The organism is Neoroseomonas soli (genome assembly GCF_018129065.1).
Taxonomy (GTDB): Bacteria; Pseudomonadota; Alphaproteobacteria; order Acetobacterales; family Acetobacteraceae; genus Neoroseomonas; species Neoroseomonas soli.
Genome location: NZ_JAAEDM010000005.1, coordinates 58708 through 79958 on the forward strand (window position 1 = coordinate 58708; position 21251 = coordinate 79958).

The 21251-nt window shown below is 69.3% G+C and carries 13 protein-coding genes; 11 read left to right on the forward strand and 2 right to left on the reverse strand.

Annotated elements, in window-relative coordinates:
* Window positions 1-2: 2 nt before the first annotated feature.
* On the reverse strand, window positions 3-941 hold the full coding sequence (locus GXW76_RS03165) for an exopolysaccharide biosynthesis polyprenyl glycosylphosphotransferase (protein WP_272876014.1): 939 nt from the start codon (window positions 939-941) through the stop codon (window positions 3-5).
* Between the two features lie 571 nt (window positions 942-1512).
* Between GXW76_RS03165 and GXW76_RS03170 the strand changes: the two genes are divergently transcribed.
* From GXW76_RS03170 to GXW76_RS03205, 8 genes are read left to right on the forward strand one after another with little or no spacing between them, the layout of a single operon-like run.
* Complete coding sequence (locus GXW76_RS03170) at window positions 1513-2136, forward strand: XrtA/PEP-CTERM system exopolysaccharide export protein (protein ID WP_211860538.1); 624 nt, start codon at window positions 1513-1515, stop codon at window positions 2134-2136.
* Between the two features lie 3 nt (window positions 2137-2139).
* Window positions 2140-3609, forward strand: coding sequence for an XrtA system polysaccharide chain length determinant (locus GXW76_RS03175; RefSeq protein WP_246513878.1), 1470 nt, complete (start codon window positions 2140-2142; stop codon window positions 3607-3609).
* Window positions 3606-4505: a P-loop NTPase family protein gene (locus tag GXW76_RS03180; protein WP_211860539.1), complete on the forward strand. Its 900-nt coding sequence runs from the start codon at window positions 3606-3608 to the stop codon at window positions 4503-4505. Before GXW76_RS03175 ends, GXW76_RS03180 begins: the two co-directional genes overlap by 4 nt.
* Window positions 4506-4527: 22 nt before the next feature.
* Window positions 4528-6249, forward strand: a complete 1722-nt coding sequence (locus tag GXW76_RS03185) for a TIGR03016 family PEP-CTERM system-associated outer membrane protein (RefSeq protein ID WP_211860540.1) — start codon at window positions 4528-4530, stop codon at window positions 6247-6249.
* Complete coding sequence (locus GXW76_RS03190) at window positions 6249-7286, forward strand: AAA family ATPase (protein ID WP_338150876.1); 1038 nt, start codon at window positions 6249-6251, stop codon at window positions 7284-7286. The genes GXW76_RS03185 and GXW76_RS03190 overlap by 1 nt, the downstream gene beginning before the upstream one ends.
* The gene (locus GXW76_RS03195; protein WP_211860541.1) at window positions 7283-8161 is read left to right on the forward strand and encodes an XrtA system polysaccharide deacetylase; all 879 of its coding nucleotides are present in this window, start codon (window positions 7283-7285) and stop codon (window positions 8159-8161) included. The genes GXW76_RS03190 and GXW76_RS03195 overlap by 4 nt, the downstream gene beginning before the upstream one ends.
* Window positions 8162-8165: 4 nt before the next feature.
* Window positions 8166-9209, forward strand: a complete 1044-nt coding sequence (locus tag GXW76_RS03200) for a FemAB family XrtA/PEP-CTERM system-associated protein (protein WP_211860542.1) — start codon at window positions 8166-8168, stop codon at window positions 9207-9209.
* Window positions 9210-9217: 8 nt separating this feature from the next.
* Complete coding sequence (locus GXW76_RS03205; RefSeq protein WP_211860543.1) at window positions 9218-10456, forward strand: TIGR03087 family PEP-CTERM/XrtA system glycosyltransferase; 1239 nt, start codon at window positions 9218-9220, stop codon at window positions 10454-10456.
* A gap of 15 nt (window positions 10457-10471) precedes the next feature.
* Here the strand turns inward: GXW76_RS03205 and GXW76_RS03210 are convergent, their stop codons facing one another.
* Entirely contained in the window at window positions 10472-11671 is a 1200-nt protein-coding gene (locus GXW76_RS03210) for a GTP-binding protein (protein ID WP_211860544.1), read from the reverse strand.
* A 173-nt stretch (window positions 11672-11844) separates the two neighbouring features.
* Between GXW76_RS03210 and GXW76_RS03215 the strand changes: the two genes are divergently transcribed.
* Genes GXW76_RS03215 through GXW76_RS03225 form a run of 3 tightly spaced genes read left to right on the forward strand, consistent with a single transcriptional unit; the run spans window position 11845 to window position 21150 of the window.
* Window positions 11845-14007, forward strand: coding sequence for a peptidase domain-containing ABC transporter (locus GXW76_RS03215; RefSeq protein WP_211860545.1), 2163 nt, complete (start codon window positions 11845-11847; stop codon window positions 14005-14007).
* Window positions 14004-15407 (forward strand): HlyD family type I secretion periplasmic adaptor subunit, encoded by a 1404-nt coding sequence (locus tag GXW76_RS03220; protein ID WP_211860546.1) that lies wholly within the window; start codon window positions 14004-14006, stop codon window positions 15405-15407. The genes GXW76_RS03215 and GXW76_RS03220 overlap by 4 nt, the downstream gene beginning before the upstream one ends.
* A 25-nt stretch (window positions 15408-15432) precedes the next feature.
* Window positions 15433-21150, forward strand: a complete 5718-nt coding sequence (locus GXW76_RS03225; protein WP_211860547.1) for a DUF4082 domain-containing protein — start codon at window positions 15433-15435, stop codon at window positions 21148-21150.
* Window positions 21151-21251 lie beyond the last annotated feature (101 nt).

Here is a 21251-nt window from a genome sequence, read left to right on the forward strand (position 1 = left end):
CCTCAGCGCGCGCCGGATTGGAACAGCACGACCCGGACGGTCGCGAGGACGATCCGCATGTCGAGCCAGATGCTGCGGTTCTCAATGTAGTAGAGATCGAAGGCGAGCTTGTTCCGTGCGTCATCGACCGAGGCGCCGTAGCGGAACCGGACCTGCGCCCAACCCGTGAGGCCCGGCCGCACGAAGTCGCGGTCCGCGTAGTGCGGGATCATCGCCGACAGTTGCTCGACGAAGCCCGGCCTTTCCGGACGCGGGCCCACGAATGCCATGTCGCCCCGAAGGATGTTGAGAGCCTGCGGGATCTCGTCGATCCGGGTGAGGCGAAGGAACTGGCCCACGCGCGTCACCCTCGGGTCCTGCACCCGGCACCAGACGGGACCGCCGGCTTCCGCATCCACCGTCATGCTGCGGAACTTGAGGATGGTGAAGACGCGTCCCCTGCGGCCGACGCGCTCCTGCCGGTAGAGGACCGGCCCGGGGGAGTCGAGCTTGATGGCGAGCGCGACAAGCAGCAGGAGCGGCAGCGTCAGCACGAGCAGCGAAAAGCTCGCCGTGATGTCGAGCGTGCGGTGCAGCGCCTGTTCCAGCCGGTACTGGCGGGCCGCACGGGTCGTCGTCAGCCAGTCGGGCGGCAGGTCCTCGGGGTCGAGGCAGTCGTCGCGCAGGCTGGCGCGGCGGATTTCGGGCCCGAACAACCCCGATGCGCCCTCCGCATAGGTGGTCGAGGTGGATGCCCCGTGATCCACCGTCAGGACGATGAACGGCTCCTGGAAGGCCGCTCGCCCGCTTGCACGGCCCGTCGACCGTGCGGTGGCAAATGCGGCGCCGCCCGGAGCCGTGCCGCCTGCAAACGAGAGCAGCATCAGGCCGGCAATGAGTGCGGCTTCGAGGCCAGCCAGGTCGTGCCGCGCGAAAGCGACGCCCGCCAGGAGGATGACCATGGCCGGGAGAGCCATCCGGCAGCCGGCCGCCGGGCCCCGCCGCAAGGCCCGCATGGCACGGCCGGGTCGAGACCCCAGCAAGTCACGGACACGGGTGCCGAAGGATCGCGTCATAACGCCTTCCTTGAGTGTATTGCCGCCCCGGCCGGCACGAAGTCCGCGGGGCGGTCGAAAACAATCGCTCCGCCCGCGCAAGTTCTGCGCAGGCGTCGCAAAAATGCATTCCCTTGCCCCAACGTTAGCAATGCTATCATGCTCAAAGCAATCGTGGTTAAAAAAAGCCTTTGGTAGTTTAAGCATCGATATCGCAACGGTTGAGCGAGGGCGTTGAAACGGATGCACGTCACGCGAGTGTGGGGCTCAATGCGGCATGTGGTGGCGGTCATGTGCGGGTTCGACCTGCAACCCGAATACTGCGATACCTCTGAAAAATGGAACATCGATTACATTGCATTTCGAGTCTGACGGAGCCTAGGATCGGGTGAAAACGGGGCGCCGAACGCTACCGCGCCAGCCCCCGGAGAACTGCCGGTTGAGTGGGCCGCGCCTGGAGCGGTGGTGGGAGGTTGGGATGGGGCACTCTGGCCGTTTCGGGATCGCGGTGTCGGCGCTGTGCCTGCTGCTCGCAGCCTGCGCGACACCATCGGAAGATGCGGCCGCGTCGGCGGCGACGGGGCCGGCCTCGGAATATGTGATCGGACCGGGTGACGGGCTCGACATCTTCGTCCACCAGGCGCCCGAACTCAGCGCAAGCGGATTGCCGGTGCGGCCGGATGGGCGGCTCTCCCTGCCGCTCGTGCCGGATATCGTGGCGGCGGGCCGCACCCCGACGCAACTCTCGCGCGAGATCCAGGAGCGCCTCAAGCGCTACGTCATCGAGCCGAACGTGACCGTGATGGTGCGCTCCTTCGTCGGCGTGCCGGGCCACCAGGTGCGCATCATCGGAGAGGCCGCCCAGCCGCGCAGCCTGCCCTATCGGGAAGGCATGACCGTGCTCGATGTCATCATCGAGGCGCGCGGCCTCACGCGCTACGCCGCGGGCAATCGCACAGAGATCATCCGGCGCGACCCGGCCGGCGGGTCGCCGCGGTCCATCCGCGTGCGGCTCGATGACCTGCTGCGTGGCGGCGACATCTCCCAGGACGTTGCCTTGCGTCCTGGCGACACGATCCTCATTCCCCAAGGATGGTTCTGAGCCATGGACCCGAGGGATCTCGTCAGGCGCTACATGGCCGCCGGCTGGCGCCACCGGTGGAAGGCGATGGCGGCGATCTGGCTCGTCGCCCTGCTCGGCTGGAGCGGCGTGCGCATGCTGCCGAACCAGTATCTCTCGACCGCCCGCATCTATGCCGATGCCGACGCGATCCTCGGGCTCCTGCTGCGCGGCATCGCCATCGACAGCTCGCCCGCGGCGCAGGTCGAGATGCTGCAGCGCACGCTCCTCAGCCGCCCCAACCTCGAGCGACTGATCGATCGCTCCGACCTCTCGCGCAGGGTCGCCGAAGGCGTCGACCGCGAGCAGATGCTGCAGCGCCTGCAGCGTGACGTCCGCTTCTACACGCAGAGCCGGAACCTCTTCGCCATCGAGTACCGCGACCGCGACCCGGTATTCGCGCAGAACGTCGTCCAGACGGTGGTCAACCTGTTCCTCGAGGCCGCCAGCGGCAGCGACCGGCGGCAGATGGAGAATGCGCGGACGTTTCTCCTGCAGCAGCTCTCCGCCTACGAGGTGCAACTCCGCGAGGCGGAGCGCCGCCGCGCCGATTTCACCACGCGCTACCAGGACCTTCTCTCGCTGAACGGCAGCGTCTCGCGCCTCGAGGCCGTGCGCGCCCGGCGGGAAGCCCTGCGCGGCGAGCTTGAGGACACCATCGCGCGCCGGGACCTGATCCGCGAACAGATCGACGCCGCGCCCCGGATGGCGCCGGTTGCGACGCAGGGCGGTGCGGCATCGGAAGCCGAGCGGCGCCTCGCTGAGCTGCGCCAGCGTTATACCGATCAGCACCCGGATGTGATTGCGGCGCGTGCCGCCGCTGCCGCCGCGCGCGGGAACGGCGGCCGCGGCGCGACCGCCGCGGCGCGGTCCAATCCGCTGCGCGAGCAACTCACGGTCCGGCTTGTCGATGTCGACGCGCAGATCGCCTCCCTCGAGCGCCAGATCCGCGACATCGACCAGGAGTCCGAACGCCTCGAGGACATGGCGCGCAGCGCCCCGGAAGTGCAGGCGCAGTTCGCCAACCTCGACCGCGACTACAACGTCATCCGCCGCAACTACGAGGAACTTCTGGCGCGGCGGGAATCCGTCAACATCGCCGACGCGGCCCGCACGAGCACCGAACGCGTCACGCTCGAGGTGGTCGACCCGCCGACCATGCCGACCGGCCCGGCAGGGCCGAACCGGCTGCTGCTGTCGGCGGGCGTGCTGCTTCTCGCACTCGGGGCCGGCGGTGCGCTCGTCGTCCTGCTCGTGCAGTTCGACGGCTCCTTCTACACGCTCAAGGAACTCCGCCGGCTCGGGCTGCCGGTCATCGGCGGCTTCTCGACGCCGGCGCCGCGCGTGCGGGCGAATGAGGCGATGCTGCTGGCCGGGAGCTTCGGGTTGCTGGTGATTGCCTTCCTCGCCGCCGCCTACGGCGGCCTGTCCATCATCGCGAGGCTTCAGGCATGAGCAGCATCCGCCCGACCCGCCCTCATCTCGTCGAGCGGGCAATGCTGGCCGCGGCCGTGCCGGCAGCGGTCGCCCCCGAACCGCCGCCGGCGCCCGTCGCACCGCCCGCCTTCGAGGACGTGCCGCCGGCGGGTCCTACGGAGGACCTCGCGCCGCGGCTGCGGCTCGAGGTCCTTCTGCGGGCCGGCCTCGTGGGTCCCGCAGCGGCGCGTTCGCGCCTGGCGGAGGAGATCGCGCTGGTGCGCGAACAGGTCATGCGCAACGTCGCATCGGCGGCGACTGAGGCAGGGCGCAGCGACCGCATCGTGCTGGTCACCAGCGCGCGGCCCGGGGAAGGCAAGTCCTTCGCCGCCCTGAACATCGCCGCGAGCATCGCGGCCGGCACGCAGCAGCGGGCGCTGCTGGTGGATACGGAAGGTGAGGCGGGGTCGCTGACGGGTCTGCTCGGACTTGCCGCCCATCCGGGGCTGGAGGCGCTGATGGCGGAGCCGGACCTCGATGCCGGCACGCTGCTGGTGCCGACCGAACTGCCGCAGCTCGACCTGCTCCCACGGGGACGGCCGGCCGCGGACCGGGCCCGGGCACCGCAGGGCAGCGCGATGAACGCGGCGCTGCTTCGTATCGCGCAGGCGCTTCCCCGGCACATCATCGTGCTCGATGCCACGGCCTGCCTTTCCTCGAGCGACCCGGGCCTGCTCGCCGCCGCGGCGGGCCAGGTGGTGATGGTCGTGGAGGCCGAGCGGACGCAGCGCGCGGAGCTCGAGGCCGCGCTCGACATCGTCGATTCCTGCCCGAACCTGCAACTCCTGCTGAATCGGATCCGGCTGACGGTCAGTGACAGCTTTGGCGATCGTGGCACGGCAGGAGATCATGTTGGTGGCAGCGCGAGCGCGTGATGCCGGCATCGCCGGAGGCGGCTTGCCCGCCGCGGTCGTGGCCGTGCTGTGGTTCGCGTGGCCACTCGCGGCCGAGGCGCAGCAAGGCAACGCCCCCGCCACCGGCAGTGTAGCGCCGACGGAGGGCGCAACGACGCAGGCCGGCGAGGCCCCCACGCAGAACGTGCCGGAGCGCCTGGTCTCCCCTGCGCTCGGCCCGCTTGCGGGCAGCGACAGGCCCATCACGCCGCGCGAAGGCCGGGACGTGCGCCTGGGCGGGTTCGGCGGGCTCGGCGGCCTCGGTGCCCCCTATGCGCCGGACCAGGCCGTGCCGCTGCTCGATCGCCCATGGTCGGTCCAGCCGCGCCTCACGCTGGAGGTGCTGGCGACCGACAACGTCTTCCTCTCCGCGAACGACACCCGATCCGACGTCATCACCTCGGTGACGCCGGGCATCACGCTGAATGTCAGCACGCCCCGCCTGCTCGGCACGATCAGCTACGACCCGACGGCGCGGTTCTACGCGACCTATACGAACCAGAACCGCGTGGACCAGTACGGCTCGGGGCAACTCCTCGCCGCCGTCATCCCGGGCAGCTTCTACGTCGACATGCGCGGCTCGGCCTCCGTCGTGCCCTCCGGCGGTGGCTTCTTCCCCGGTGCGGCGCAGCCCGTCTCCCGCGGCGACGACACGCAGCTCTACGCCTTCCAGGTGACGCCCTATCTGGTGCATCGCTTCGGCAGCGCCGCCACGGCGCAGATCGGCTACTCGTTCCAGTATTCCGAGCAGACCGGCAACGCGAACATCGCGACCGGCCAGCCGCTGCCGGAATTCGCCGCGCAGGACTACATGGCGCATCGCGGCTTCGCGATCCTGCGCTCCGGCGAGGATCTGGGCCGCCTCGCGCTGCAGGCCTCGGTGGATGGCACCGCCTTCGTCGGCACCGGCATCTACGACAACGCGCACCGCTTTCTCACCTCGGTGGAGGGGCGGTATTCGATCACCCCGACCATCGCCGTGCTGCTGGAGGGCGGGTACGAGAACCTCGAATACGGCGGCACGGCTCCGGGCAAGATCGAGGGGCCAATCTGGTCGGTGGGCACGCGGCTCACGCCGAGCCCGGATTCCATCGTCATCCTCCGCTACGGGCGGCGCGACGGGTTCAATTCCCTCTCGGTGAATGCGGGCATTGCCCTCGGCGGGCGAACGGACCTCTTCGCGAGCTACAACGAACGCCTCACCTCCTCCCTCGGCGATGCCCAGGACCTGCTGGCCAGCACGACGCTCGACGCGCTCGGCAATCCCGTCGACAGCCAGACGGGCGCTCCGGTGCTGCTCGTCAATCCGTTCTTTCCGGTACAGAACGCGCTCTTCCGCACGCGCACGGCGACGGTGACGCTTCGCCAGTCCTGGCCGCGCGACATCTTCACCCTGTCGGGCTCGTGGCAGGACAGGGATCCGGTCTCCGCGGCACCGGGCACGGTGGCGACGCCCGAGACGGGGGGCTACGCGACCTTCAGCTGGGCCCATGACCTGAGCCCGCGGACGACGACCATCGCCACGGTGCAGTATGGCCGCATCAAGCAGGACATCCCCGCAGGCACCACCGACAACTACTACAGCGCCTCCGCGGCCGTGGTGCATTGGCTGAGCGAGACCCTGATCGCCTCCGTCCAGCTCGCATGGACACGCCGGGATTCGGATGATCCGCAGTCCGGATACACGGAAACGATCCTGCGCGCGGTGGTGAGGAAGACCTTCTAGTGAGCGGCGCCCAGATGCAGATCGATGCCTACGGCTTTCGCAGCCCGCCCTTCCAGATGACGCCGGACGTCCGGCTCTATTTCCCGAGCACGGTGCACAGCCGCGCCTACGCCCACCTGCTGTTCGGCCTGGCGCAGCGGGAGGGCTTCGTCGTCGTCACCGGAGAGGTCGGCGCGGGCAAGACGACGCTGATCGAACGCCTCTGCGCCGAACTGGCGCCGACCGACCATGTCATCGCGCGCATCATGACGACGCAGGTCGAGGCGGATGACCTTCTGCGCCTGGTGGCGACGGCGTTCGGCGCCCCGTCCCACGGCAGCAAGGCCGAGATCCTCCGAAGCCTGATCGCCGTCCTCGGAGGCGGGGTGCATGACCTCGGGAAGCGCCCCGTGCTGATCGTGGACGAGGCCCAGGGCCTGCCCATCAGCGCCCTCGAGGAGTTGCGCATGCTCACCAATGTCACCGAGGGGGATCGCGCGCTTCTCCAGGTGATCCTGATGGGGCAGCCGCAACTCCGGCGCACCCTGGCGCGGCCGGACCTCGACCAGCTGCGGCAGCGGATCCTTGCGGCCTATCACCTGGCCGGGCTGACGCGGGAGGAGACACATCTATATGTGCGCCACCGCATGTCAGCGGTCGGTTGGACCGGACATCCGGCCTGGGACGAGGCGGCGCTCGACACCGTGCACCACCACACGGGCGGCATTCCGCGACGCATCAACCGGCTCTGCTCCCGCGTGCTGCTGGCCGGCTCGCTGGAGCACCAGGCATTGCTCTCCGCCGCGCTGGTGGAGGCGACGGCGGTCGAGCTGGAGCAGGACCTGAACGAGATCTGCGCCGATCCCTTGCCGTCTCCGCCGCTGACACTTCCCGAAGCGCCGGCTGCGGCACCGGCGTCGACGGCGCTCGAGGAAGCCATCCACGACCTCGGCGAGCGGGTCGGTGAACTGGAACGACTGACGACCAAGCGCGAGCGGGTCTTCCGGCGCCTGCAGGACCTTTTCGGAGACGTCAAGCCCGGAAGGACGCGGCGATGAGCGAAGAGCGCATCCGCAACGCCATGACCGTGGACGTCGAGGACTGGTTCCAGGTCCAGAACTTCGCCGGAGTGATTCCGCGTACGGCGTGGGACGGCCTGGAACGGCGTGTGGAGGCGAATACCGACCGCATCCTGCAGGACTTCGCGGACGCCGGCGTGCTCGCCACCTTCTTCACCCTCGGCTGGGTGGCGGAACGGCACGCGGCGCTGGTCCGGCGGATCGTCGCCGGCGGGCACGAACTCGCAAGCCACGGCTATGGCCACGAACTGGTCCACGCCATCGGCATGGCCGGCTTCCGCGAGGACATCCGGCGCGCGCGGCTGGTGCTCGAGGACACGGGCGGCGTGCCGGTCCGCGGGTACCGCGCCCCGACCTTCTCGGTGTCCGCGGCCAGGACACCCTGGGCGCACCGGATCCTGGCGGAGGAGGGGTATCACTATTCCTCCTCCACCTTTCCCGTGCGTCACGACCGCTACGGCGAGCCCGGCGCGCCGCGGCATCCGCACCGCCGAGACGCGGAGGGCGTGCCGGAAATCCCGCTCAGCACACTGCCGGCCTTCGGGCGCAACCTGCCCTGCGCCGGCGGCGGCTGGTTCCGGTTGCTCCCCTACGGCGTCACCCATGCCGGGCTGAACCGGGTCAACCGCGTCGAGGGGCGGCCTGGCGTATTCTACTTTCATCCGTGGGAGATCGACCCCGCGCAGCCGCGGGCGGAAGGTGCCGGCAGGCTGGCCCGCTTCCGGCACTATACCGGGCTCGGCAGCATGCGACGCCGTCTCGCTCGCCTCCTCACGGACTTCGCGTGGGGGCGGATGGACGAGGTCTTCGCCGATGCGATCGCGCCGGCGCAAGGCTGCGCCGCGGCGGCCTGAGCCGATGGCCCCGCGCGTCCGCATGCTCGACGAACAGGCCGTCCCCGCCTGGGACGCCTTCGTCCGCCCGGCGCGGGAGGCCACCTTCTTCCACCTGGCCGCCTGGGAGCGCGTGATCCGCAAGGCCTTCGGCCATGCCACCCACTACGCCTATGCGGAACAGGATGGCTGTATCGTCGGTGTCCTGCCGCTCGCCAGGATGCGGACGCGCCTGTTCGGCGACGTCCTGGCTTCCACGCCCTTCTGCGTCTACGGCGGCAGTGTCGCGGCAACGCCCGAGGCAGCCGTGGCGCTCGAGGCGCATGCGATCGACCTGCAGCGTCGCCTCGGCGTGCCTTGCCTCGAGTTCCGCCGCGCCGGCACGCCTGATCCGGGCTGGCTGCCGCGGCCGCCCCTCTACTTCACTTTCCGCAAGCCGATCCTCGTCACCGGGGATGACGACCGCGACCTCGAGCGGAACATCCCGCGCAAGCAGCGTGCGGAAGTGCGCAAGGCGCTGCGGCGCGGGCTGACGGCGGTGACCGACGGCGATGTCGACCGGCTGCACCGCGTCTATGCCGAGAGCGTGCGCAACCTCGGCAGCCCGGTCTTTCCCCGCCGCTATTTTCGCCTGCTGGCCGAGGCATTCCCGGAGGAGTCCGACGTCACGACGGTGCTGCACGAAGGCCGGCCCGTCGCGTCCGTGCTCAACTTCCATTTCCGCCAGGAGGTGCTGCCCTATTACGGCGGCGGCACGCGGGAAGCGCGCGGCCTGTCCGCGAATGACCTGATGTATTGGGAAGTGATGCGCGTCGCCGGCCGCGATCGCGGGGCGACCTCCTTCGATTTCGGCCGCAGCAAGCTCGGCACCGGCGCCTTCGACTTCAAGAAGAACTGGGGCTTCACGCCGCAGGAACTGCATTACTGCTATCGCCTCGCCCCTGGCGCGGCGGTGCCGGACAACAACCCGAACAACCCGAAGTACCGGTTGCTCATCGCCGCCTGGAAGCGCCTGCCGCTGCCCGTGGCGAACACGATCGGCCCGATGCTGGTGCGCGGCCTGGGGTGATGCGGCAGATGGCGCGCCGGCGGCTTCTCTTCCTCGCTCACCGGATCCCCTATCCGCCCGACAAGGGCGACAAGATCCGCGCCTGGCACATGCTCGACCACCTGGCCGAGACCTGGGAGGTGGATCTCGGCTGCCTGGTGGACGACCCGGCGGACCTCGCGCATCTGCCGGTTCTCGAGGCGCGATGCGCGACGGTGCGGCATGCGCGGCTGACAGGCGCCGCGCGTCGCTTGCGCGCCATGGCGGCGTTGCGGCCGGGCCGGCCACTGAGCCTCGGCTGGTTCCACGAACCGGGCCTGTATCGTTGGGTCCGGGAAGGTCTCGCGAGCGGGCGCTACGACGCGGTGCTCGCCTATTCCTCGACGATGGCGGCCTATGTCGTGGGTGCGCCGAAAGGTGCCGCCCTCGTGCTCGACATGGTCGACGTGGATTCCGAGAAATGGCGTGCCTACGCCGCGACGACCGAGGGCCCCATGCGTCACGTCTGGGCGCGCGAGGCCCGCACCCTTCTCGCCTTCGAGCGCCGCGCCGCCCTCGCCTTCGATCGCACCATCCTGGTGTCGCCCGACGAGGCGGCGCATTTCGCGGCCCTCGCGCCCGGCGCGGCGGATCGCATCGACTGGGTCGAGAATGGCGTGGACCTGCGGCATTTCGATGCCGCGCTCGAACTTCCCAGCCCCTTCGAGGGCGGCAGGCCGGCCATCGTCTTCACGGGCACCATGGACTACCGGCCGAACGTCGAGGCGGTGCGCTTCTTCGCCGACCATGTGATGCCGAGGCTCGCCGGTCTCGACCCCGCTCCGGTGTTCCACGTCGTGGGCGCCAATCCGGCGCCGTCCGTGCGCGCCCTTGCCGCCCGGGGGGATGTGCGCGTGACCGGCCGGGTGCCGGACGTGCGCCCGTACCTCGCGCACGCGGCGGTGGCCGTCGCGCCGCTCGGCATTGCGCGCGGCATCCAGAACAAGGTGCTCGAGGCCATGGCGATGGCGCGGCCGGTCGTCGCCTCTCCCCAGGCCTTCGAAGGCGTGCGAGCGGTGGCGGGCCGCGATCTTCTCGTCGCGGACGGTGCCGAGGCGATGGCAGCGGCAGTCGCGGCCGTGCTGCGTGGCGAGCATCCCGCCATGGGCAGTGTGGCGCGCGTCGCGGTGGCGCGTGGCCACGACTGGGGCGCGACGCTGTCGCGGCTCGATCGCATACTGGACGAGGCGATGCGCAAGCGGCTTCCCGAGACCGCACGGGTGGCCTGAACTTCCGGGCGACGGTCAGGGGGCCACCGAACCTGATCCCTCGGGGTTTCCCCGCACCGCGCCGCCCGTCGACGCGGCCGGCGGCACGAGGCAGAGATCGAGCGCAGCCCGGATCCTCGCCTCCGACATCTCCTGGCCGATGAAGGCGATTTCCTGCCGTCGGTCTCCGAACGGCTCCTGCCATTGTGCCGCCAGCCAGCGGCGCCAGGCCTCCTGCTGCGGCCAGGCCTGGCGGGGGCGGGTCGCCCACCAGGGGCCGGCCACGGTCAGCCGCCGCTGGCCGCCGGCCAGGTGCCATTCCATCGCCAGGTCGTGGCGGTCCGCCAGCCATGCGACGCCCTTCGCCCGCAGCACGCCCGGCAGCGGCGTGCGCAGCAGGGTGGCGAAGCGCTGCGGGTCCAGCGGCCGCCGGGCCCGCCAGACGAAGGACCGGATGCCGAACTCCTCGCTCTCCGGCACATGTTCCCCGGCCAGGGCGCGCGCCCAGCCCGGCGAGGCGCGCGCGCGCAGCGGATCGAAGCGGGCCGTGCCGATGAGTGTCGAGGGCGGGACTTCGCCCTCGACGCAGGGAATGACCTCCGCCGAGGGGTTCATGGCGCGCAGCAGGCCCACGAGCTGGCGCAGCTTCGCCGGCGACAGCAGGTCCGCCTTGTTCAGCAGGATGACGTCGGCGAACTCGACCTGGTCCGCCAGGAGTTCGACCAGCTGGCGCGCATCCTCGCCACTGGCCGCGAGCCCACGGTCGGCCAGCCGGTCCCTGCTGCAGTAGTCGGCAAGGAAGGACGGGCCGTCCACCACCGTGACCATGGTGTCGAGCCGCGCGACCTGGCTGAGGACGAGGCCGCCGGGACCCGGCAGGTCGAAGCCTGCGGCGACGGGCATGGGTTCGCTGATGCCGGTGCTTTCGATGACGAGCGCGTCGAAGCGGCCCGCGCGGGCGAGGCCGGCGACCTCGGTGATCAGTTCCTCGCGCAGCGTGCAGCAGATGCAGCCGTTCGAGAGTTCGACCAGCCGGTCATGGCCGCGGGGCAGGATCCCGATGGCATCCAGCAGCCCCGCGTCGAGGTTGGTCTCCGCCATGTCGTTGACGATGACGGCAAGGCGCAGGCCGGTGGGGGCGGCAAGCAACCGGCGCAGGACCGTCGTCTTCCCCGAGCCCAGGAAGCCGGACAGCACCGTGACCGGCAGGCGCGCCTCGGCTGCTGCCGCGGTCATGCCCGTACCGTTCCACGGCGGGCCTGGCCGGCGGACGACGCCATCGTGAACGAAAACCGGCAATGGGCGTTCGCGAGCATGCTGAATCAATTGCACGTCTCTCGAAACGATATCAATATCCATCCTACGAACATTTCGTTCCCCGGAAATGCGTGGCGAGAAGCATTCTGTAGATGCCTGGATCATTACGTGAAACGTCACTTGTTGCTCTTGTGGACGTTGCGCGTTGTCTGGGAATACATCTTTCGGTTGAGCGAATTCGGCACGACTACGCACTAAACGGGGCAGAACCGCCGTTGGCGCTACTCCTTCGTATCGGCCGCGAGGCCGGGCTTCGCGTCGAGCGCGCCACGCTCCGATGGGACGACCTGAAGGGCGTGGATCCCAACCATCCGGTCATGGCCCGTCTCGAAAACGGCAACTGGGTGGTCGTTCTGGGAGCGCAGGAGACGGGCGGGCAGGACGGCAGCGAGGCCCTGGTCCGCGACCCGCTGGCGCCGGCCGACGGCACTCTGCGCATCCCGCGCGCCCGCTTCTGTGAATCCTGGCAGGGAGAGACGCTTCTCCTGGCGCGCGGCGGCGAGGCCGGCGCCGGGCAGGACGCGGCGTCAAGCTTCGGCCTCGGCTGGTTCCTGCCTGAATTGTACCGCGAGCGCCGCCTGTTCGGCGAGGTTGCCATCGCGGCCTTGTTCCTCTGCCTGCTCGGCCTCGCCGTGCCGGTGTTCTTCCAGATCGTGATCGACAAGGTGCTGGTGCACCAGAGCATCGCCACGCTGCAGGTGCTGTTGGTGGGCGTCATGCTGGCGCTCGTCTTCGACGGGCTCTTCGGCTTCCTGCGCCGCTATCTGCTGATCTATGCGACGAACCGCGTCGATATCCGGGTGGCCACCAGGACCTTCGGCCACCTTCTCCGCCTGCCGATGGACTTCTTCGAGCGCATGCCCGCCGGGGTGGTCGTGCGCCACCTGCAGCAGGCGTCCCGCGTGCGGGAATTCCTGACGGGACGGATGTTCCTCACGCTGCTCGACAGCATGACGCTGTTCGTCTTCCTGCCCATCCTCTTCCTGTACAGCGCGCGGCTGGCCCTGGTGGTGCTCGGCTTCGCCTTCGTCGCGGCACTGGTCGTGGCCGGGTTGTCGGCTCCCTTCCGCCGCCGCCTCGCCGCGCTGCACAAGGCCGAGGGCGAGCGCCAGGCGCATCTCGTCGAGAGCGTGCACGGCATGCGCACGCTGAAGTCGCTGGCGATGGAACCGCGCCAGCGCAGCGCCTGGGACGAGCGCTCCGCCGAGGCGGTGCGCATGCGCCATGAGGTCGAGAAGGTTTCGGCCGTCGCTCTTTCGCTCACCGGGCTGCTCGAGAAGACGATGCTGGTCGCCATCGTCGGTCTCGGCGCGCTGCTGGTGTTCGAAGGCCATATGACGGTCGGCGCTCTGGTGGCCTTCAACATGCTCGCCGGGCGCGTGTCGGGGCCGCTCATGCAGCTCGTGGCCATGGCGCATGAGTACCAGGACGTCGCGATGTCCGTGCGCATGCTGGGCGAGGTGATGGGGGCGGAGGCGGAGCGCGGCGGGCGCGGGCAGGGCATCACCCCGCCGATCGAGGGCGCGGTCGAGTTCGACGAGGTCACGTTCCGCTACGCCGGTGCCGCCGCGCCGGCTCTCGCCGGTGTCTCCTTCCGGGTGCCGGCCGGAGGGGTGCTCGGTGTCGTCGGGCGGAGCGGGTCCGGCAAGACGACCATCACGCGCCTGTTGCAGGGCCTGCACACGGCGGAGGAAGGCGTGCTGCGGCTCGACGGGCACGACATCCGCGAATTCGACCTGGCGCACCTGCGTGCTTCCATCGGCGTGGTGCTGCAGGAGAACTTCCTGTTCCGCGGCACGGTGCGCCACAACATCGCGGCGCCGCGCCCCTCCGCGAGCCTCGAGGAGATCGCCGAGGCCGCGCGCCTCGCGGGCGCGGACGAGTTCATCGAGCGCCTGCCGCGCGGCTTCGATACGCCCATCGAGGAAGGCGGCCAGAACCTTTCCGGCGGCCAGCGCCAGCGGCTGGCCATCGCACGGGCGCTGATCATCCGGCCGCGGCTTCTCATCCTGGACGAGGCGACGAGCGCGCTCGACCCCGAGAGCGAGGCGATCGTCCGCCGCAACCTGCGGCGCATCGCGGAGGGTCGGACGGTGATCATCGTCTCCCACCGCCTCGCGACCCTGACCGACGCCAATTCGATCCTCGTCATGGATCGCGGGCGGGTGCTCGACATGGGGCGCCATGCGGAACTGCTGCAGCGCTGCACCGATTATCGGAGCCTGTGGAACCAGCAGATGAGGCAGGTGGCATGACGGCACCGGCCATCCGCAGCGTCGAGGGGAAGAGCGGGCCGCAACCGCAGGAGCGCCGGCCCCCGGAGGTCGTGCCGCTGCGGCCGCGGGCGCCCGGGCCGCTGGCAGCCTTTCGCCCGCCGGCGATCGCGCTGGAGGAGCGGCCCCCGCGCATCCTGGCGCGACTGGTCCTTTACACCGCCGCCGCCCTGATGGCCGCGGCGCTGGCCTGGGCCTCGCTATCCTATGTGGATCGCGTCATCGTGGCGCCCGGGCGGCTGGTGGCGACGACGCCCAACCTCGTCGTGCAGCCGCTCGAGACCTCGGTGATCCGCACTCTCGAGGTCGCACCCGGGGACGTCGTGCGGGCTGGTGCGACCCTGGCCACGCTCGATCCCACTTTCGCTGCCGCTGATCTCGCGCAGCTCCGCGCGCGCGTTGCGGCGCGCGCGGCGCATGTGGCGAGGCTGGAGGCCGAGCTGTCCGGGGCGGCATATGCCGCCGGCCCCCTTGCGGACGAGGAGGTCCGGCTGCAGGCGGCGAGCTTCGCGCAGCGCCGTGCCTTCCGCGAGGCACGCTTCTCCGAGTTCGACGCGCGCATCGCCTCGACCGAAGCTTCCATCGCGACCAGCCTCCGCGACCAGCAGGTGCTGGCGGCGCGGCTCGACGTGGTGCGCGAGCTCGAGGCGATGCGGGCCCAGCTGCTGTCCTCGCAGGTCGGCTCCCGCGTCGCCCTTCTGGAAACGCGGAACGTGCGCCTGGAACTCGAGGGGCGGCTCGAACACCAGCGAGCCAATCTCGATGAACTGGCGCAGGACGTCCTGCGCAACCGGGCCGAGCGCCGGTCCTTCGCCGAGGAGCAGCGGCAGCAGATGCTGGACGACCTGGTCCGCGTCCGGGCGGAACGTGACGCGGCGCACGAGGAACTCGCAAAGGCCGAACTGCGCCGGAACATGGTGGTGTTGACCGCGCCGGCCGACGCCGTGGTGCTCGAGATTGCCGCGCGATCCGTCGGTTCCGTGGTGCGGGAGGCAGAGACGCTCTTCACGCTGGTTCCCCTCGATGCGGTGCTGGAGGCGGAACTCGCGATCGAGCCCTCTGATGTCGGGCGCCTGGCAGTGAGCCAGCGCGTCAGGATCAAGTTCGACGCCTTCCCCTACCAGGAGCACGGCACGGTCGACGGCGAACTGCGCACCATCAGCGAGGGTGCCTTCCCGCGCGGGCGTGAGAACAGCGGCGAGACGGCCTATCGCGGCCGGGCCACGCTGGGCGCGATCGCACTCCGCGGCGTTCCGGATGGAACGCGCCTCATGCCAGGCATGACGGTCGTGGGCGAAGTCCAGGTCGGCCGCCGCAACCTGCTCGCCTATTTCGCCTATCCCCTTCTCCGCGGGCTCGACGAGAGCCTGCGGGAGCCCTGATCTCGGTCGCCGGAGGATCCCCCCCATGTCCGCCACCACCACGGCCACCCTGCAGCCGCTGCTGACGAAGTTCGAGTTCGTCTCGTTCGAGGATCCGACGATGGCAACGTCGGATGACATTCTTGTGCTGGGCGTCGGCGGCGAAGGCAGCACGTCGACCTTCACGGTCACGAGCACATCCACGACGTCGACCGCGACGGACTCCACAGCGAGCTTCTCCGCCGCCGGCACCACCACGAGCGCGTCGACCTTCCAGGCGACGGCCGCGAACCGGATCGTGCAGGAGAACATGCTGCCCGGCACGCCGCAGAGCGTGTGGGACCTGATGCAGGGCGCGTCGTCCAGCATCGAGGGCTTCACGACCGATATCAGCTACGACCTCGGCCAGGCTGTCAGCTTCAAGATCAACACGGATTCCAGCAACTACCGCATCGACGTCTACCGCCTCGGCTACTACGGCGGCGACGGCGCGCGCCTGGTGGGCTCGATCAACCACCAGGCGTCCCAGGCGATCCTGCAGCCGGATGCGCTGCGCGATCCGTCGACCGGCCTCGTCGACGCCGGCAACTGGTCCGTGACGGACATGTGGAACATTCCCGTCGATGCCGTCTCGGGCATCTACATCGCCAAGCTGGTGCGCCAGGATGGAACCTTCGGCGAAAACCACGTCCCCTTCATCGTGCGCAACGACGCGGCATCCAGCGACATCGTGTTCCAGACCTCGGACACGACCTGGCAGGCCTACAACGGATGGGGCGGGGCGAACCTCTATGGCGGCAACGGGCCGGGCGGCGACAGCGCGCCGGGGCGCGCCTATGCGGTCAGCTATAATCGTCCGATCACGACGCGCTATCCGGGTGGCGGCTACCTGGCCGGCCCCCAGGACTTCATCTTCGGCGTCGAGCATTCCGCCGTGCGCTGGCTGGAGATGAATGGCTACGACGTCTCCTACATCGCGGGCGTGGACACGGCGCGCAACGGCGCGGGCCTGCTCGACCACAAGATCTTCCTGTCGGTCGGGCACGATGAGTACTGGTCGGGCGACCAGCGCGCCAATGTGGAAGCGGCGCGCAACGCCGGCGTCAACCTCGCCTTCCTCAGCGGCAACGCGATGTACTGGAAGACCCGCTGGGAAGGGAGCATCGACGGCAGCAACACCGACTACCGGACGCTCGTCTCCTACAAGGAGACGCGCGCCGGCGCGAAGATCGACCCGAGCGGCGAGTGGACCGGCACTTGGCGCGACCTGTCCTACGATCCGTCGCTCGGCGGGCAGACGCCGGAGAACGCGCTGCAGGGCACGATGTTCCAGGTGGACAGCTACCGCCTGGACTCGATCACCATTCCCTACGCAATGACGCAACTGCGCTTCTGGCGGAACACGGCGGTCGCCGAGACGGCGCCCGGCGAAACCGCCGAGTTGGTGAAGAACCTCCTCGGGTACGAATGGGATGTCGCTCCGGACACGCCTTTCACCCCCGATGGGATGATCCGGCTGTCGAGCACGACGCTCGACGTCAACACCTTGCTCGCCGACTACGGGACCGCGGTGGGTCCGGGCACCGCGACGCACAACCTGACGCTCTACCGCGCGCCGAACGGCGCCTTGGTCTTCGGCGCGGGCACGGTCTACTGGTCGTGGGGGCTGGATTCCAACCATGACCTCGAGGGCACGCCGACGGACGTCAATGTCCAGCAGGCGATGGTCAACCTCTTCGCCGACATGGGCGTGCAGGCGACGACGCTGCAGTCCGACCTCATGCCGGCTACCGCATCCATCGACTTTTCCGCGCCCACCTCGCAGGTCTCGACGCCCGGCGGTGGGCTGACGGTGACGGAGGGTCAGCGCGTGCTGCTGACCGGCACCGCAGCGGATGTGGGCGGACGTGTCGCTGCGGTCGAGGTGTCGACCGATGGCGGCCAGAACTGGCGGGCGGCGACGCTCACCGGCAACACCTGGAGCTACACCTGGGTGGCGCCGCTGGCGGGCGCCTACAGCATCATGTCGCGGGCCGTCGATGACAGCCTGAACATGGGCTTCTCGAGCAGTCCCGTGCAGATGACGGTCACGCCGGCGACGCAGGTCACGTTGTTCAGCCCGGACGACACGCCCCCGCCGCTTCCCGGCACCTGGGATCCGTCGACCGTGCCCGTATGCTGCAATGTCTGCGTCGTGCACGTCTTCGGCCCGACGGAACTCGGCGTGAAGTTCACATCCGAGCGCAGCGGAACGATCTCCGGCATTCGCTTCTACAAGGACGACCAGAACACCGGACCGCACGTCGGCAACTTCTGGACTGCCAACGGGACGTTGCTGGCAACCGCGACCTTCACGAACGAAAGCGGCAGTGGCTGGCAGCAGGTGAACTTCTCGCAGCCGGTGTCGATCGCCGCAGGCACGGTCTACGTCGCCTCCTACCACACGACGACAGGCCTCTACCTGGCGACGCCGGGCGTGTACTTCGCCGAGAGCCATACCAGCGGCCCGCTGACCGCGCTGGCAAGCGATTGGCAGACCGGCCCGAATGGCCTCATCGCCTACGGCGCGGCTGGGACGTTCCCGACGGGGCCTGTCCAGAACGCAACCAATTACTGGGTCGACGTGGTTTTCAACCCCGCGTCGACGGTGGGCAACAGCGCGCCAGCCGCGACCGCCGATACCGGCATCGCGGGCGACAAGAATACGCGCATGGTGATCTCGGCCGCGACGCTGCTTGCCAACGATACCGACCCGAATGGCGATCCATTGGCTATCAGCGGCGTGTCGGGGGCATTGCATGGCACGGCGGTGTGGGATGCCTATCGCCAGACCGTCACCTTCACGCCCGATGCGGGATATACGGGGGAAGCCGGCTTCACCTACGCCATTACGGACGGCCGTGGCGGCACTGCGACGGCAGGGGTGACGTTGACGGTGAAGGAGCCACCGTACCGCGTCAGCCTTTTCACGGCGACCGACACGCCGACCTTCGCCAATGTCGCGGACACCAGTCCCGTCGAACTCGGCGTTCGCTTCGTGTCCTCGACGACCGGCAGCATCACCGGCATCCGCTTCTACAAGGGTGGGATGAACACCGGGACCCATACGGCCCACTTGTGGAAGGCCGACGGGACGCTGCTCGCCTCGGCGACCTTTGCCAATGAGACGGCGAGCGGCTGGCAGCAGGTGGACTTCGCGACGCCGGTGGCCATTACGGCGGGTCAGGCCTATGTCGCGGGCTACCACACGACGTCGGGCCTCTACTCGGCCTCGCCCAACTACTTCAGCCAGAACTACGTCAACGGACCGCTTTCGGTGGACGGCGGCACCAGCGGCCTGTTCGCCTATGGCGCGGCCGGCACCTTCCCGAACCAGACCTACAATGCCACCAACTACTGGGTGGACGTGGTGTTGCAGCCGGCGAGCCAGGTCAACGAGCCACCGGTGGCAGCCGCCGATACCGGCTTCGTCGCTTCGCGCAACACGCCGATCTACATCGCGGCCTCCTCGCTGCTGTCGAACGACACCGATCCCAATGGGGACGTGTTGAGCATCACCGGTGTTTCCGGCGCGCAGCACGGCACGGTCAGCTACGATGCCCAGGCCCGCGTGGTCACCTTCACGCCGGAGGCCGACTACGCCGGACCCGCCTCGTTCACATACGGTGTCTCCGATGGGCGCGGCGGCACTTCCTCGGCGGGCGTCGTTCTGCAGGTGCAGGACAGCGGCGCGATCGTCACGCTCTTCCAGCCGGCCGCGACGCCGACCACCGCATCCGTGAACGACGCCAGTTCCATCGAAGTCGGGATGCGCTTCCAGGTCACGCAGGCGGGCAGCATCACCGGCATCCGCTTCTACAAGGGTTCGCTGAACACCGGCACGCACACCGCCAACCTGTGGGCGGCTGACGGCACGCGGATCGCCACGGCGACCTTCGTGAACGAGACGGCGAGCGGCTGGCAGCAGGTGAACTTCGCCGAGCCGGTCACTATCGCCACGGGGCAGACCTATGTCGCCTCCTACCACACGAATACGGGATACTATTCGGCGACGCCGGGCTTTTTCTCGAGCAGCTATACCAACGGCGCCATCGTCGCCGAGGGCGGCGCGAACGGCGTCTTCCGCTACGGGAACTCGGCCTTCCCGACCCAGAGCTACAACTCCACCAACTACTGGGTGGACGCGGTCTTCTCGCCGGGCAACAGCCAGCCTGTGGCAGGGGACGATACCGGCATCGTGGCCTATGCCGGTACGCCGCTGGTGATCCCGATGTCCGCCCTGCTGGCGAACGACCGGGATCCGAATGGGGAGCTACTCACCATCACCGCCGTGGCGAATGCGACCAGCGGGACAGCGGCGCTGGACGCCAGCGCCGGCACCGTGATCTTCACGCCGGATCCTGGCTACGCGGGGCTGGCCGCCTTCGACTACACCGTGTCCGACCCTGAGGGTGGCACCGATGCCGCGCATGTCGGCATCGACGTGATGGCGCCCGGCCAGGGTGAGCGGCTCTTCTCTGCCTGGGACACGCCTGCGGTGGCCTCCGCCCAGGATCCTTCGCCGGTGGAAGTCGGCGTGCGGTTCTCCGCCAGCGTCGGCGGGCAGATCACCGGCATTCGCTTCTACAAGGGGGCTTTGAATACCGGGGCGCATGATGGCCGTCTGTGGGCAGCCGACGGCACCCTTTTGGCGTCCGCCACTTTCACCAATGAGACAGGGAGCGGCTGGCAGCAGGTCGACTTCGCCGCACCCGTCAACATCAGCGCGGGCCAGACCTACGTCGCCTCCTACCGGACGAGTTCCGGCTACTATTCGGTGACGCCAGGCTTCTTCGCGAGTGCGTATCAGAACGGCGTGCTGACGGCGCAGGGCGGGGCGAACGGGGTCTTCGCCTACGGCAGTTCCGGCGGTCTTCCGAACCAGTCCTGGAACTCGACCAACTACTGGGTGGACGTCGTGATGGATGCGCGCAACCGCGGCCCCACCGCCAATGCGGATTCCGGTTTCGCGGTTGCCGGCACGACTCCGCTCGTGATCCCCTTCTCCGCGCTGCTCGGCAATGACACGGACCCGGACGGGGATGCGCTGACGATCACCGGCGTTTCCGGCGCAACACACGGCAATGCGGTCCTGGACAGCCAGGCGCGCACCGTCACCTTCACGGCGGAGCAGGGCTATGCCGGGTCGGCCTCCTTCGACTACGCCGTCTCGGACGGGCGGGGCGGGTCGTCGCAGGCCGGCGTGGCGCTCGACGTCTCGCAGCCCGTCGTCACGAGCAGCCTGTTCGCGGCGTCGGATACACCTGCGACAGCGTCGGTCAACGATCCCGGCTCCATCGAACTGGGCATGCGTTTCCAGGCGACGGTCGCCGGCAGCGTGACGGGGGTGCGCTTCTACAAGGGCGATCTGAACACCGGGACGCACACGGGCAGCCTGTGGACAGCGACCGGCAGCCTGCTCGGTTCGGTGACCTTCGCCAACGAGACCGCAAACGGCTGGCAGCAGGCGAAGTTCGCGACGCCGGTCAGCATCACCGCCGGTACGGACTACGTGGTCTCGTACCACACGAATGCGGGCTACTACTCCGCGACCCCGAACTACTTCTCGAATGCGAAGGAGAGCGGTCCCCTCCTCGCGCCGTCTTCGGCCTCGAGCGGCGGGAACGGCCTCTACGCCTATGGTAGCGGCGGTTTCCCGTCCAACAGCTACAATGCGACGAACTACTGGGTGGACGTGCTCTTCCAGGGCCAGCTCGCCGCATGACGCGGCTGCGTCGCGGCTCGCTCGCCCTGCGGGGTGTGCGCGGCCGCGGCGCAGGCTGGACCCGGGCCGCGCGATGGCGGAAGATTCGCTGAACGACGACC